Raw genomic sequence first — 14,745 nt, 5'->3', positions numbered from 1 at the left:
TGAAAGTTCAACACGCTCTAGAAAATATTTAACTTACATTCTGTTTTATTAGCTGATGATATAAAGAGACATAGCTATCAGCATACATTTTCTCTGTAAAATGTTCCTTAAAACGTTGGCTGGCTCCATTGCCTAGCTCTTCACAGAGCTCTTTATTATTATTTAACTTTATCATTGCTTCTGAGAGTTGTTTTGCATCAGTTGGTAATACTGTTATTCCTGTTTTTCCGTTAATATTGACGTATGATGACCCCGTACCAATATCGGAACTGATTATTGGCTTTCCATACATTTGTGCCTCTAGTAATGAAATGCCAAATGCTTCTGAGCGTAAGTGTGAAGGGAAAACAAATGCTTTAGATAATGCATGTAAAGCCACTTTATCCTCTTCAGATATAAATCCGACCATTTTTACATTAGTTAACTTATGTCGCCTAATGTAGATATCTAAACTTTCTCGCTCTGGGCCATCTCCAGCTATGACCACTGGCAGTTGATTGATTTTTGCAGCTTCTAATAAGAACTGTAGCCCTTTGTAATAACGTAATACCCCTACAAATAGGAAGAAACCACTACCTACCTTTGTCTCCCAGTGCACTTTTGTGTTTTGATCTAAATCAGGATAAGTACTCGGGTCAATTGCAAGAGGTATAATATCTACTTTCCCTTTATGTTTGATTAAGTTCTTGCTTGTTTGTGCATATTGCGGAGAGCTTGCAATTATACGGTCAACACGCGAGAGAAAAAGTTGTTCAAGAGGGTAGTATAGTTTCTTGAGTAATCGTTGTTTTACTATATCAGACTGATAACTTACTAATGATGGCTTTTTGTCAGAGAAAATACTGAGAATATCCCCACTAGGCCAAGGGTACTGATAATGGATGATATCATGACTTTTACTCAGTTTTCGAAACTTGCTTACTAAACTAAAAGAAAACCCGTTGGATGATATCTCAAAGTCTTTCTTGATAACTATGATTCTACTACCTTCGAAGTCGTACTCTTTATTTTCTTGACCTAGGGTAAGAATAGTGTTTTTAATCCCACGCTCACTACTTCCTTTACAAATATAGCGTATTGCTTGTTCAAGTCCCCCTTTTGTTTCTGGGTAACAAGTGCGATAAATATGTAGTACTCTCATTCAATTCTCATTATTTTTAATTAGGTGAATATCCAGTAGGGGCGTCTAGTAATATTTTTTTTATTTGGCTTTCGTCGAAATCATGACAACATTGATCCAGATTAGTTAGGAGAGGCTGCATATCTTCCCATTTAAGCATTTGTTCCTTTGCTGTCATTATCTTTTTGTGTCCGCTACCTTCTACTTTATCTCCGATTAGAAGCTCTTCATATAACTTTTCCCCAGGGCGGAGTCCTGTAAATTGGATCATAATATCACCTTGCAGAGTACTATCCTCTGTGTGCGATTGCATACCCATCAGATCTATCATACGTTTAGCTAGGTCTAAGATTTTTACAGGCTCTCCCATGTCAAGTACGAATACTTGCCCGTTATGTCCTATAGCTCCGGCCTGAATGACCAATTGTGCAGCTTCCGGTATTAACATGAAGTACCTAGTTATATCTGGGTGAGTCACGGTGACTGGCCCACCTTTGTTGATCTGTTCTTTGAAGAGAGGCACTACAGATCCAGAAGAGCCTAATACATTACCAAAGCGCACCATTGTAAAGGTTGTAGTGTACTGCTTATCAGCTAATGCTTGTAATACTAATTCGGCCATACGTTTGGTGGCACCCATGATGTTCGTTGGTCTTACTGCTTTATCCGTAGATATTAAAGTGAAATTTTTTACACCTGTTTTAATTGATGCTTCTGCACAAGCAAGTGATCCAAAAACATTGTTACGTACGCCTTCAACTATGTTCCCTTCCACTAATGGGACATGCTTATAGGCCGCAGCATGGTAAACTGTTTCAATTTTATTAGCAGTCATTACCTTTTCTAAGCGATTTTGTCTTTGAACCGAGCCAAGGGTAGCTATTATATTTGTATTACTCTTTAGGTTTTTTTTGTTAAATTCAACTCTTGATCTATCTTATAGAGGTTGTATTCGTTTAGTTCAAATAAAATAAGAGTTTTAGGCTTTTGTGCTAGTATTTGGCGACATAGTTCTGAGCCAATTGAACCTCCTGCGCCAGTGACCATTACGTTTTTATTGGAAATATTCTGAGCTAAAAGAGTTTGGTCTGGATCAATGGCAGCCCTTCCTAGTAAATCTGCTACATCGAGGTCTTTGACATCAGTTGCTGTAGCTTTTCCTGTTGCAATATCTTCTACAGATGGCACGGATTGTACGGAAATTGGCCAATGAGAAAGTTTTTCCACCAATCGCAAACGTTCACCCTTATTGATATTGTTGATAGCAAGAAGAAGTTTTACTGGTTGATACAAAGATAATAGCTTCTCTATATTATGAGGATGGTGTACTTTTAATCCTGTTAATATTTGGCCAGATTTTGCGGGGTCGTCATCAAGGAGTATCACAGGGTTATATTCATTCCCATGAATTAGAGCATATGCTAGGTCTCTCCCAGTAGAACCAGCTCCATAAATGAACACATTGGGCTTTTTTCTCTTGTACCAATGATAATAAATAGAACGGATTAGTATTCTTGGTCCACCTAAGCTTAGCATGGCTAAGCCTGCATATATAAATGGAACACTCCTAGGGATAAATGAATTGAAAAAAAAGCCGCTCATAATTAGAGTTAAAGTCGAAATGAATACCCCAAGGAAAATATTTCCAACAGCGGGTAACATCATATAACGAAGCACTGCTCTATACATGCCTAATCTAATAAAGCTATAAATGGTGATAGATACAGTGATTAGTAGTGTTGCGATTTCTTCGAGCTCGATTGAGAATATGGCATTACCAAGTCTTAATGCTATAGCTAAATAAAGTGATAGAACAATCGCAAAAACATCATAGCCAATACTTATGAAACGCTTATTCTTGCGTTTGGCATTTAACAATATATTTATTGGTCTGATCATTATGTCCCTTAGCGTGCCACTGAGTGTATTGAGTTTGATAGTTATAGTTAAACACCGTATTTTAATATTCTTAAGTGCGGTAAGCTAGCTGTAATTGGTTGTTATGTGTATCTAAAAGGTTAGTTGTAGATTTTGTTTGTTTTTCATTTAAGTTATGATTGGATTATGCTATGAGGTTGTTAATCACTGGTGGTGCGGGCTTTGTTGGGTCCCGAGTTGTTGAGTTAGCTGAAGAGTGTGCATGGCAAGTGGTACTTGTTGTGCGTGATACTGCTAAATTACAGCCTAACTGTTTCATGATTTCTTCTATCGGTGCCGAGACCGATTGGACTGGTGCTTTTCGCGGTGTGGATTGTGTTGTTCACTGTGCTGCTCGTGTTCATCAAATGAATGAGATTGAGCAAGACGTATTAACAGCTTATCGAGATATTAATACGTTGGGAACGTTGAACTTAGCAAAGCAAGCTGCAGATGCCGGTGTAAAAAGGTTCGTATTTGTTAGCTCCATTAAAGTTAATGGTGAATTTAGTGAGCCAAATTTGCCCTTTGAACCGAATTTAAAGAATACTCCACAAGACCCTTACGGTTTTAGCAAGTATGAAGCTGAAGTTGAGTTAGCTAAGCTTTCAAAAGAGACAGGATTAGAAGTGGTTATCATTAGACCACCATTAGTTTATGGGCCTGGCGTAAAAGCAAATTTCTTATCTATGATGCGTTCGATTGATAAAGGTATTCCGTTACCCTTTGGTGCTATAAATAACCAGAGAAGCTTGGTTTATTTGGATAATCTGTCCGATTTGATATTAACGTGTTGTGAACACCCTATGGCTCCAGGGCATACTTTCTTAGCTTCTGATGATCATGACGTATCGACAACTAAATTGATGCAAACTATCGCTCGTGCTATGGGGAAATCACCGCGATTAATTCCAATCCCAATGTCTTGGTTACAAGCTGTATCGTCTGCTTTAAAAAAGAAGCACATAGCTCAAAGAATCTGTGACAACCTCCAAGTGGATATAGGTTTGACGAAAGAGATCTTGGGATGGAAACCTCCTGTAAGCTATGAACAAGGGATCAAAAGAACAGTAGAAGCCTACTTGAAGTCGCGTTGAGGTGTTTTCAGCGACAGGTGACGTTCTTTTGTATCAAGATTTTAGCTACTCTATTGAGTACCAGTTACCTCTTACCCATCCAATCTGATTTTTAATAAGGCATACATTTTGATTCGTTTGTTAGATTTTGTTTTTGCTTTCTTTGGTCTTTTATTCCTATGGCCAGTATTTCTCGTTATTTGTATCCTTGGTTACTTTGATACGGGGTCGCCTATCTTTTTTCAAACGCGTGTAGGTCGTAACAAAAAATCTTTCACCTTGGTTAAATTCCGCACAATGCCTGTGGAGACAAAGTCTGTAGCGACTCATTTAGTTGGAGCGAGTTCAGTGACTAAGCTAGGTGGATTCCTACGTAGAAACAAGCTAGATGAACTGCCTCAGTTATACAACGTGCTTAAAGGTGAAATGAGTTTGGTTGGCCCACGGCCATGCTTGTTCAACCAACAGGAACTAATCGATGAGAGGGAATTAAGAGGCGTACTAGCGGTAAGGCCAGGTGTTACAGGTTTAGCTCAAATTAATGATATCGATATGTCGACACCTAAGCTATTGGCTGAGTGGGATCAAACGATGATTCAAACACTATCAGTTAAATACTACTTTATTTATATTATACAGACAGTTGCAGGTAAGGGCTCTGGGGATAGGGTTTAGTGAATAATGGCGTAAGTAAGCCAGGAGGATTGCTTAAACAAGGAGTCCAACTTGGTTCTCTTAAGATTACTGGTGCAATCGGAGCCTTACTAGTTAACTTATTACTGGTTCGCTTATATCAACCAGAGCTTATTGGACAATATTTTATCTCTCTCGGCATTCTTGTTTTTGTATCGCAATTGGCCACATTGGGAGGAGGGCGATTACTCGTAAAGAATATTGCCGCCAGTTATGATTTAAAAGAAAAATACTGCGCTATTTCTGCTGCTTTTATGCTTTCCTTATTAGGTTCGTTGCTTTGTTTTGGATTGTATTTTGGGGTGTTAGTTAGGCTACTTGACTTTACTGTCAGATTAGGTTTATTTGAAATATACGCAATGTCATTGTTTTATTTAACCATTGCTATATTTCAAGGTCATAATAAGGCCCCTTTGGGGGCGTTTTTTCAATTTTTTTTACAACCCTTTTTGTTTGTTGTTTTAGTGCTGACTATACCTGAATTTCCTCTGATTAAATTGTATATTTTTAGTGTTATCGTGACGCTAGTTATTTCATTAGGATATTTAATTAAAATAGGTGCTATAGGCTTTAGTCGAATGTCAGTTACGGAGTTAAATAAGACATTCAAAAGCACATTACCATACCTATCTATCATGTCTCTTGGTCTTGCGGTTACTCATCTGGCATTGCCTTTCTCTTCATTTTGGTTGGATGATAAGAGTATTGCAGTAATGGGCGTTGTTGCTCGTTTAATGAATGTTTTTTTCTTTGTGGTTGTTGGTGCAAGAATATTACTCTTACCTCGCTTTACCAAAGCGGTGAGCCTTAAAGATTCAAAAACAGTATTGAAGTTGTGTTACGTGGGTGCAGTTTTTCCTGTTGTTACCATGTTGTTTGGTATCATGATTATCTTTATTTTCAGTGAAAACATTATGACGTTATTTGGTGGCGAGTATGTTCCTTTTCATGAATTACTGGTTTATAGCTCATTACTTCTTATCCCTGCGGCTTTTTGTGGGTGGACTGAAAGCTTTTTAATAGCCCAAAATAAAGTAGGCTATATTACCATTTCGACAGTTATGTCCGCACTTGTCGTTTTTGTTTTGCTCGCGGTGTTAACTATTAACTATGGAGTATGGGGGGCTGTGTTAACCTCGATTGGAGGTAAAACCATTTATACTTTATTTACGGCTTATTTTTCATATAAGWTTCAGAGTGACGTAAACAAARGTTRATATTTATATTGAGCAACCAAAATAATATCGCCACTGTGTGTGAATATTTTTGATTTTATTAGTGACCATAATGTTCCCAATAAGCGGTGTTTTTTACCTGATTTTAGTCTTCTATCTTGGTCAAAATAGAGTTCTTTTACTTCAAAATTCAACCCTTCGATAAGTTTTACAAAGGTGATTGGTGTAAAAGTGTAATAGTGGTCATTACTGACTTTTTCTCGTTGTAGTAATAGAGCGGGAAGCGCATGTTTTATATTGTATGCATTTGGTACCGCAAAGATAACTTGTTTGGTTTTTACAATTTTCATTATTTTTTTTATGAAGCCCGTTAGATCAATCACATGCTCTATTACATGAGATAAAACGACATAATCATACTCTTCTTCTAGGTACTTGCTTTGATCATTGAATATATCGCAATAATCAACATGGTATCCTTTTTCTTGCAGTAATTTAATGCCCTTTTCATTGATATCAAGCCCTGCCGTATAGCTAGCCTTTTGGGAAATATTGTGGAATTGATGCTCTCCTTGTTTTATGTATTTTTGCATAGAGAGCATATCAATCATATCTACACAGCCAATCACTAACACTCGCTTATCTTTACATAGTTCAGGAATTGAGTGTCGTCGGATATCTAGTACCCTCACTTTTTTAAATGAAAGTTGAGCATTATCCCCAACTTTAGTGGATGTAGTTATTATGTTCACTATTGTTCCCTTTTAAGAGTTAGGAGAGTGTAATTCTTGAAGTAAATGTTGGTGATAAAGGACGACATCACTGGCTTTCCAGTCTTGATAAAAACTGTTTCCATAAAGGGTTACTGGTTTTTCAAGGAGTAAAGAATGTAACCCTCCAGTGGAGTTTATTGTATATATATGCTCACTTTGAAGAACACTTTCCAGTAAAGCTCCTTGGTTGCAAATGAGGATGCCTTCTTGTTTACAAAAACGGGTTTGTTCTTGTATTACGCAGAGTTGTTTTTCTCCAGGGTGAAGTCGAACGATAAGAGGAAGTCCTTTTGATTCTGAGTCTTGGTGTGCTTTTTTAATTGAATCAATGGCATTTGTATTAGATTGAAATAGGGTTTGTGAATCTTGTGCTACTTGCCCTATGAATAAATTGAAGTTACTTGGACGTTGTAAGTGTTTATGGTTATGAATAATTTTTCTGACTCGATGGATCTCAATAGCTTTTTGTAGTTGTTGCAATGGTGATGAATGAGGAGCTGTCGTTTTTAGGCAATGAAAGCCTATCAGGTTCACAAACTGTTCTAGAGCTTTACTTAGGATTGATGAGTCAACGTGTGGCGGACGAAAAGTGAGTAGTTGTGTTTTTAGCAGTTCTATTTCTCTAGGCGTCACAGTATGAGTTGTTCGTAATTCTTCTATTTTATGATTATGATCGGCGTCCGCATTTACCCCTGTATAACTTGACTGGTATTTATTGGGGAAATTAGCTATTTCAAAGTAACGAATATTATGATGTGTAGTCTTTATTTCTAAAGCAACGTATTGAAATCCTGAGAACACCCATAGTTCATCACTTGGTTCTACTAATTTTTTAAAGTTACTAATATTAATACCGTATTGATATTCTCTCTGTCCCTTAATTTCTTCTATGCTCGACTGTGCTGTGTTTTTCTTAACTTTACTTTGTCTAAGTAAAATATGACTGCCAGGATGTTTTTTTGTTTTTGCTAGCACATAGGTATAGATATTCGAATGAAATACACAAGAGGGCGTAGTGTTTTCATTGTTAAGAACTCGTTGGAAAAAATCAAGTCGAGAGGCATTGTCAATGAGTATATGTACCTTTTTTTTTTGTTTCATTACACAGCTCCATCAGTTGTTAGTAAGGTTCTAATCGTTTTTATTACGATAGTTAAATCTAACTCGAAGCTGTAATACTTAATATAATAGAGGTCATAACCTAACTTTGTCTGCGTTGATTCTGAATTGTCGGTGTATCCTTGATTTATTTGTGCCCAACCGGTTATTCCGGGCTTTACCGTGTGGCGATAGTTGTAACATGGGATTTGCTGTTTGTAGGACTTAACAAATTCAGGTTGCTCAGGTCGAGGGCCAATTAGGGACATATCTCCCTTTAATACATTATAAAATTGCGGTATTTCATCTAATCTAAATTTTCTTAACCAAGCACCAATAAAATGAATTCGATGTTTTTCTTGAGTAGCAAATTGTGCACTTTTGATTGATGCTGAATTGTACATGGTTCTGAATTTATACAGAGTAAATGTTGTACCATTTTTTCCAACTCGAGTTTGGGTGTATATTAATTTTCCTGGGTCTTGAATATAAACTAGAGCTGAAATAATAGAACATAAAATAAGAATTATAGGCAAAAATAATAGGATAAGAGCCGCTTCTAATACGGGCTTTATTTTTAAGTATCTAGAGTTTGGAGTGATAGACTGTAAGGTGGTTTCGGATAAATGAGTGGTTGATACTTGTCTATTTAAACGCTCAGTAATTACTTCTGAATGATAAACAGGAATTTGAGCAAGAGCACAATCGGCAAGGAGTTGAACCGTATCTGTTGAATGTATTTCATGGGGGTTAGTAACCAGTCCATCGGAGCTTTTTTTGATTTGATGCAGTGATATGTTTTTCTGATACTGATATACAGTAATGTTTTTATAACGAGAGTTAACATTATCTACTGAACCTGTAAGATAATATAGTGTGATTTTTTGCTTTTTATGCAAACGATAATATATGAGAATCCAAATAAAGGTTAAGGCAGCCCCTATAATCAAAGCAGGACGAGAGTAATCTATTCGGATGAGTATAATAAATAGAGCTGAAATGCCATAACTACTTAGAAGTGTAATAATGAATTCGTGTTGTTTATTTGAAAATAGTCTATTTTTTGACGGAAGAGTATAAGTAGTTAATAAAAATACAAACATAACCAAAATCATAGAATTAAGAACAGTGTTTGGTAAATGAGAGTGTGTGAATAGACACCAACTTGTTATGATTAATTGAATGCTAAGAAGTGCCAATGAATGTTGGATCGTATAAAGCTTCATAGTAATTCGTATATTGTATTTTCTGTGGTGGAGTATATCAAAATTTTAGGTTAGCAGTGAAGTTATGAGGTGCAGATTTTTTCCTTAATTTAGGGATCTTAATCTCAATTTGCGATCTGCTCTACTAAGCTTTCATTCAAGATCTAGATTAATGACCAAGTCTTGTTGTAAAACAATTCCCTGGAAATAACATAACCAAGCTTAGTCAATCCTGGGTCATTGACGTTTGGATTGGTGAAGGATCATGCTAACAATGACAACAACACAATCATTGCGGATCTAGTCTGACTCATGCGAACCTGCTCATTAATCAAACGTGCATTGTCACTAGTTCCGAGAATGGAGGCCAGCATTCTTGGGATTGGTTATCATCGGGAGCTAGGTGTTAGCTGTCAGAATTTATATGCTTCAAACTAGCATTGGTATAAAGGGTTCCAACATCATAATTATTCTCTTTTAGATAGCGTTGTGTGAAGAGTTAGAACCTTACTTGCTGATGCGTCAGTTTAAGAAACAACAACACTCAAGTTTGTTGGACTTATCCCATAAAAAAGCTTTAAGCAAGCTGGCCTGATGGAATAGCGTCACCTAATACTTAGCCTCACCGGAATTATTTATAAAAATTTTAATTTGGAAACAAAGCATCGGTCATCATCAAATGACATTTTTTTTCACATCCGATCCTTCTACCTGCGCCCTTTCTTGATCTTCCACTACAGTTTTGACTGTAAACTGTAGTAAAATTACGCTAATTTGTTTTTATACCGATTTATTTTGAATTGAACGAGGTCAGTCCTATGTCAGCTAAGAAGCCAATGGCTCTAGTGATCCTTGACGGTTACGGTTACCGTCAAGACAACCAAGACAACGCTATCGCGAACGCTAACACACCCGTATTAGACGGTCTTATTGCTAACCAACCTAACACGCTAATCTCGGCTTCTGGCTTAGATGTAGGCCTACCTGATGGCCAAATGGGTAACTCTGAAGTGGGTCACACCAACATCGGTGCGGGTCGCGTGGTATACCAAGATCTTACTCGTATTACTAAGTCAATTTCAGACGGCGAGTTCGGCCAAACTGAAACGCTAGTGAACGCTATCGATAAAGCGGTGAAAGCTGAGAAAGCGGTTCACATCATGGGTCTTATGTCTCCAGGTGGCGTTCACTCTCATGAAGATCACATCTACGCAGCTGTTGAAATGGCAGCAGAGCGTGGCGCAGAGAAAATCTACCTACACGCTTTCCTAGACGGTCGTGATACACCGCCACGTAGCGCAGAAAACACACTTGCACGTTTCCAAGAGTTGTTCGCTAAACTGGGTAAAGGTCGTGTTGCTTCGCTTATCGGTCGTTACTATGCAATGGACCGTGATAACAACTGGGATCGCGTTCAAGAATCTTACGACCTTCTGACTCAAGCAAAAGCAGAGTTCACATTCGACACAGCCGTTGCTGGCCTAGAAGCTGCTTACGCTCGTGATGAGAACGATGAGTTCGTAAAAGCGACTGAAATTAAAGCAGAAGGCGAAGAGTCTGCCGCTATCGTTGATGGCGATGCGGTTATCTTCATGAACTACCGCGCCGACCGTGCTCGCGAAATCACACGTGCATTCGTGCCTGATTTCGATGGCTTTGCACGTAACGTATTCCCAGCGATCGATTTCGTGATGCTGACTCAATACGCAGCCGACATCCCACTGCTATGTGCATTCCCACCGGCTTCTCTAGAGAACACCTACGGCGAATGGCTATCGAAGGAAGGTAAAACTCAGCTACGTATCTCTGAAACAGAGAAATACGCGCACGTGACGTTCTTCTTCAACGGCGGTAAAGAAGACGAGTTTGAAGGCGAAGAGCGTCAGCTTGTTGCTTCTCCAAAAGTCGCAACGTATGACTTACAGCCAGAAATGAGCGCGCCAGAGCTCACTGAAAAGCTAGTAGCAGCGATCAAAGGCGGCAAATACGACGCTATCGTTTGTAACTTCCCTAACTGTGACATGGTTGGCCACACTGGCGTTTACGATGCAGCGGTTAAAGCGGTAGAGTCGCTAGACGAATGTCTTGGTAAAGTGGTTGAAGCAATCAAAGAAGCTGACGGCCAACTGCTAATCACAGCGGACCACGGTAACGCGGAAATGATGGTAAACCCAGAAACGGGCGGCATCCACACAGCGCACACTAACCTACCAGTGCCACTTATCTACGTGGGCAACAAAGACGTTGAGTTCAAAGAGGGCGGTAAACTGTCTGACCTAGCACCAACGATGCTTGCTCTAACTGGTATGGAAATCCCGGCTGAAATGTCAGGTGATGTTTTAGTTAAATAGTTTTTAACTTTCATCGAATACTAGAACGGCTGCGCGTGAGTGTAGCCGTTTTTTTGTATCTGGAATCTCATGCCACGTATTACTTGTCATATTCGGTGTTCAACATAAAGAGAGATTCCCTATCACGCTCGTACCTCGCTGTAGGGAATGACGTAATGATAAGAAGGGGCAGATTCGGGGTTCGAGTTATATGCTTTTCGTATCTCGCATCCCGTTTACTCTCATCTCGCTTTTAGAACCGAACGCTCAAAATCCAACAACCACTCTTTACGGCTTATGCCGCCGGTATAGCCGGTTAATGTGCCATTTGCACCAATCACTCGGTGGCACGGGACTACGATGCTAAATGGATTCTTGCCGTTCGCACCACCCACTGCTCTTACGGCTTTTGGGTTGTCCATTCTCTTTGCTTGCTCACCGTAACTGATGGTTTCGCCATAAGGAATAGTCGTTAAAGTCCGCCAAGCTGCTTTTTGAAAGTCCGTGCCTTTTGTTGCTTTTAATGGCAAATCGAATTCTGTTCGTTGACCTGCAAAGTACTCATCTAACTGTTTCGTCGCCAGTTGGCAAAGTTCATCTGGATTGCTAGTAATGAGTTCTTCGTGATTTACATGGTCAATTTCAATAAGCGACACACCATTACTCACAATGATCATCTTGCCAATCGGTGCGTCATAGAGCAGCTTGTATGTAGTTTCTTCCATGTCATATCCCTTGTTTTTGTCTCTCAAGCGCTTCGTATATCGATTACTTATATCCCGCATTAGCTTGAGCCCTCACGCGAAGTGCAAAGCAATACCCTGAAACACCGCCGACAATGTTCCCCAAGGCTAAGCCTATAAATAGTCCTTCGACGCCATCGATTTGGCTGCCTATCCACGCAAAGGGCAAGGTAAAGACAAACAAACGCATGAAGCTCCATTGAAAGGCTTTCAGTGGTTGATGCATGGCATTCATCCCACTGATCAGCATCATCACAATACCTTGGAATCCATAGCTAAACGGGACGACGAGTAGGTAATGCCACAAGATGCCTCGTACGGATTCTTCTTGAGAAAACAGGGCGGCTAAAGGAATGCTTAGCGGCACCATCATCAAGAAAATCAAACCTTGGAACAGCACTGCAAAGCGCATACTGAGAAACAGCGCCTTAAAGCTGCGTTGAGGGTTGTTTGCACCAAAGTTCTGCGCCATAAAAGGCGTAAGGGCAGAGGTCAGAGACATCAATACAATGATAAGAATAGACTCAATACGTTGGGCAGCTCCATAAGCAGCTACGGCTTCGGTCCCTTGTTTGGCCAACATCATCATAATAATGGCACCCGCTAATGGGTTGAGGGCGTTGGACAGTGCAGCTGGCGTGCCGATGGTCAGTATTTGATGCCAGTCGCTAAGGATGTTTTTGACATTCGGTAATGCCAGAAGCTTTTCTCGTTTAATCAAGATGTATAGCGAGCAACACAGAGCGCCAAACCAACTGAAACCACTGGCAATCGCGGCACCTTGAATCCCTAATTCAGGGAAGGGGCCGTAACCAAAAATAAGCAAAGGGTCGAGAACGCCGTTGATTAATCCTGCTAGCATCATAATTTTAGCGGGCGTTTTGGTATCGCCACTGGCACGAATGGCACTGTTGCCTGCCATTGGGATCACTAATAGGGGAATGGTGACATACCAGATCAGCATGTACTCAGAGATCAGAGGCAGTAACTCCGCTTCGGCACCCAATAAAGTAAATAAGGGGTCGAGTGAGACAATGCCAACGGCGGAAGCGCAGCAGACCAGAAGTAGCGCGAGTAATAATCCATGGCAAGTAAATCTCGCCGCATTATGGGCACAACCTTGGCCTAATAGGCGACCAATACACGTGGAAAGTCCAATTCCAATACCCATAGTAATACAGTTGATAGCGAAGGTGATGGGGAAGGTAAAACTCACCGCCGCAAGGGCTTGAGTACCTAGCAATGAGATAAAGAAGGTATCGACAAGGTTGAACATCAAGATAGCCACCATACCGAATATGGTCGGTATGGTCATGGTACGCAATGTACTCTCAATGGGGGCCGTTAATAGCCCGTGCTTATCTTGCATGTAAAACGCCGATTGAACTAGAATGCGGTTAGGATACCGTGAATTGTGAGTAGTCTGAAGATCACTTTCATAAAGTTAACAAGTCACGCAATACTAACAGCATACGGTGTGATAGCATTCTGCCGTCATTAGTTTAGATGTTTTGAGAGGTTAAAAGTGGAGCCGCAGAGCAAACCATAACCGTACACCCCAGAAAATCCGCCTATGTATAGCTCAAATGATGAAATTGATCTGCGAGAACTTTTTAAAGCATTGTGGGACGGTAAAATAATCATAATTTTGCTGACGGCTTTATTCGCAGCGAGTAGTGTTGGTTACGCGCTGTCAGCCCAAGAGTGGTGGTCCTCCAGTGCTAAAATTACACAATCTGAACTTCAAGATAGACAAATGTATCAGCAGCAGGTGAAACAATTTCAATCGATTTTCGCTGATAGTGGAGAGCTAAGTAATTTAGCTGATTCCCATGTCATATTTAATAAGTTTGTTGATTTATTTAATTCAAGAAATAACAAACAAGCTTTCTTAGAACAAAGCGCTGAATTTCAAGATATTAAAAATAGTTATTTTTCGAATGCTTCTGAAATAACTGAAGATGTCACCCGTAAGTTCTATTTGACGTGGCTCGATAAGGTCTCTGCGTCACTAGACGATAAGAAGAGATATGTCCTGACTTTTCAATCAATGACGAAAAAAAGCAGCTTTAATTTATTAAAGACTTATATTTCCTTCACAGAATCTCAAGTTCGGGAAGATCTATTTGATCATCTTGAAGCACTTGTTTTCGGCGAGCGTAATGAGTTAATTCAGCAAGAAAAGCTTATTGAAAGCGAGGCTAAAAACAAGTTGAACGCTCAAATAGAGCAAACACAGTCGGCCTTGAAGATAGCTAAAGCTGCAAGTATAAACGCACCTCTTTTGGTTAGTAGTGCAAGAGGTCTTTATGAAATTGAACTTGGTTCAAAAGCTTTGCAAGAAAAAGTCAAGGAGTTGAAAACTGTTAAAAATCTCACTATTTTGGAGCCTCGCCTTCAGCTAGTAATGGGTCAGTTACATGTGATCGACAGTATTAAAATTGATCGTACTGTTGAATTTAAAATGTTTCGTTATCTAAGCGATGTAGAGCAACCTATCACTCGAGATAAACCTAAACGCGCTTTGATTGTCGTTCTTGGCACATTGTTAGGTGGCATGTTGGGTGTTGCCATTGTCTTGATACGCTTTGCGTTTAGAAAAGAAGATTAAGTTT

General features: G+C 39.5%; 10 protein-coding genes and 1 pseudogene. 4 read left to right on the top strand and 7 right to left on the bottom strand.

Annotated elements, in window-relative coordinates; genetic code table 11:
- Window positions 1-28 precede the first annotated feature (28 nt).
- Window positions 29-1,141 (bottom strand): glycosyltransferase, encoded by a 1,113-nt coding sequence (locus tag L4B77_RS13475; RefSeq protein WP_429751004.1) that lies wholly within the window; start codon window positions 1,139-1,141, stop codon window positions 29-31.
- A 16-nt stretch (window positions 1,142-1,157) separates the two neighbouring features.
- Window positions 1,158-3,019: pseudogene (locus L4B77_RS13470) on the bottom strand (polysaccharide biosynthesis protein).
- 170 nt (window positions 3,020-3,189) lie between these two features.
- On the opposite strand from L4B77_RS13470, the gene L4B77_RS13465 reads away from it, so the two are divergent.
- Complete coding sequence (locus L4B77_RS13465) at window positions 3,190-4,134, top strand: UDP-glucose 4-epimerase family protein (protein WP_429751002.1); 945 nt, start codon at window positions 3,190-3,192, stop codon at window positions 4,132-4,134.
- A 105-nt stretch (window positions 4,135-4,239) separates the two neighbouring features.
- Window positions 4,240-4,788: a sugar transferase gene (locus L4B77_RS13460; protein WP_429751006.1), complete on the top strand. Its 549-nt coding sequence runs from the start codon at window positions 4,240-4,242 to the stop codon at window positions 4,786-4,788.
- Window positions 4,789-5,998: 1,210 nt separating this feature from the next.
- Here the strand turns inward: L4B77_RS13460 and L4B77_RS13455 are convergent.
- Genes L4B77_RS13455 through L4B77_RS13445 form a run of 3 tightly spaced genes read right to left on the bottom strand, consistent with a single transcriptional unit; the run spans window position 5,999 to window position 8,955 of the window.
- A complete protein-coding gene (locus tag L4B77_RS13455) occupies window positions 5,999-6,733 on the bottom strand; it encodes a class I SAM-dependent methyltransferase (protein ID WP_429751000.1) in 735 nt (244 codons plus the stop codon).
- Between the two features lie 12 nt (window positions 6,734-6,745).
- On the bottom strand, window positions 6,746-7,855 hold the full coding sequence (locus tag L4B77_RS13450; protein WP_429750998.1) for a capsular polysaccharide export protein, LipB/KpsS family: 1,110 nt from the start codon (window positions 7,853-7,855) through the stop codon (window positions 6,746-6,748).
- Window positions 7,855-8,955 carry a sugar transferase gene (locus tag L4B77_RS13445; protein ID WP_429750996.1) on the bottom strand — a complete coding sequence of 367 codons (1,101 nt, stop codon included), beginning with the start codon at window positions 8,953-8,955 and terminating at the stop codon, window positions 7,855-7,857. Before L4B77_RS13445 ends, L4B77_RS13450 begins: the two co-directional genes overlap by 1 nt.
- Window positions 8,956-9,875: 920 nt before the next feature.
- On the opposite strand from L4B77_RS13445, the gene gpmM reads away from it, so the two are divergent.
- Complete coding sequence (gene gpmM / locus L4B77_RS13440; protein ID WP_429750994.1) at window positions 9,876-11,408, top strand: 2,3-bisphosphoglycerate-independent phosphoglycerate mutase; 1,533 nt, start codon at window positions 9,876-9,878, stop codon at window positions 11,406-11,408.
- 221 nt (window positions 11,409-11,629) lie between these two features.
- Here the strand turns inward: gpmM and L4B77_RS13435 are convergent, their stop codons facing one another.
- Entirely contained in the window at window positions 11,630-12,112 is a 483-nt protein-coding gene (locus L4B77_RS13435) for a methylated-DNA--[protein]-cysteine S-methyltransferase (RefSeq protein ID WP_429750992.1), read from the bottom strand.
- Between the two features lie 43 nt (window positions 12,113-12,155).
- The gene (locus L4B77_RS13430) at window positions 12,156-13,499 is read right to left on the bottom strand and encodes an MATE family efflux transporter (RefSeq protein WP_429750990.1); all 1,344 of its coding nucleotides are present in this window, start codon (window positions 13,497-13,499) and stop codon (window positions 12,156-12,158) included.
- Between the two features lie 204 nt (window positions 13,500-13,703).
- Between L4B77_RS13430 and L4B77_RS13425 the strand changes: the two genes are divergently transcribed.
- On the top strand, window positions 13,704-14,741 hold the full coding sequence (locus tag L4B77_RS13425) for an LPS O-antigen chain length determinant protein WzzB (RefSeq protein WP_429750988.1): 1,038 nt from the start codon (window positions 13,704-13,706) through the stop codon (window positions 14,739-14,741).
- Window positions 14,742-14,745 lie beyond the last annotated feature (4 nt).

Origin of the sequence: Vibrio minamisatsumaniensis, assembly GCF_050337445.1 — a bacterium.
In the GTDB taxonomy this organism is placed as follows: Bacteria; Pseudomonadota; Gammaproteobacteria; order Enterobacterales; family Vibrionaceae; genus Vibrio; species Vibrio artabrorum.
This window is presented reverse-complemented; position numbering and strand designations above follow the sequence as displayed.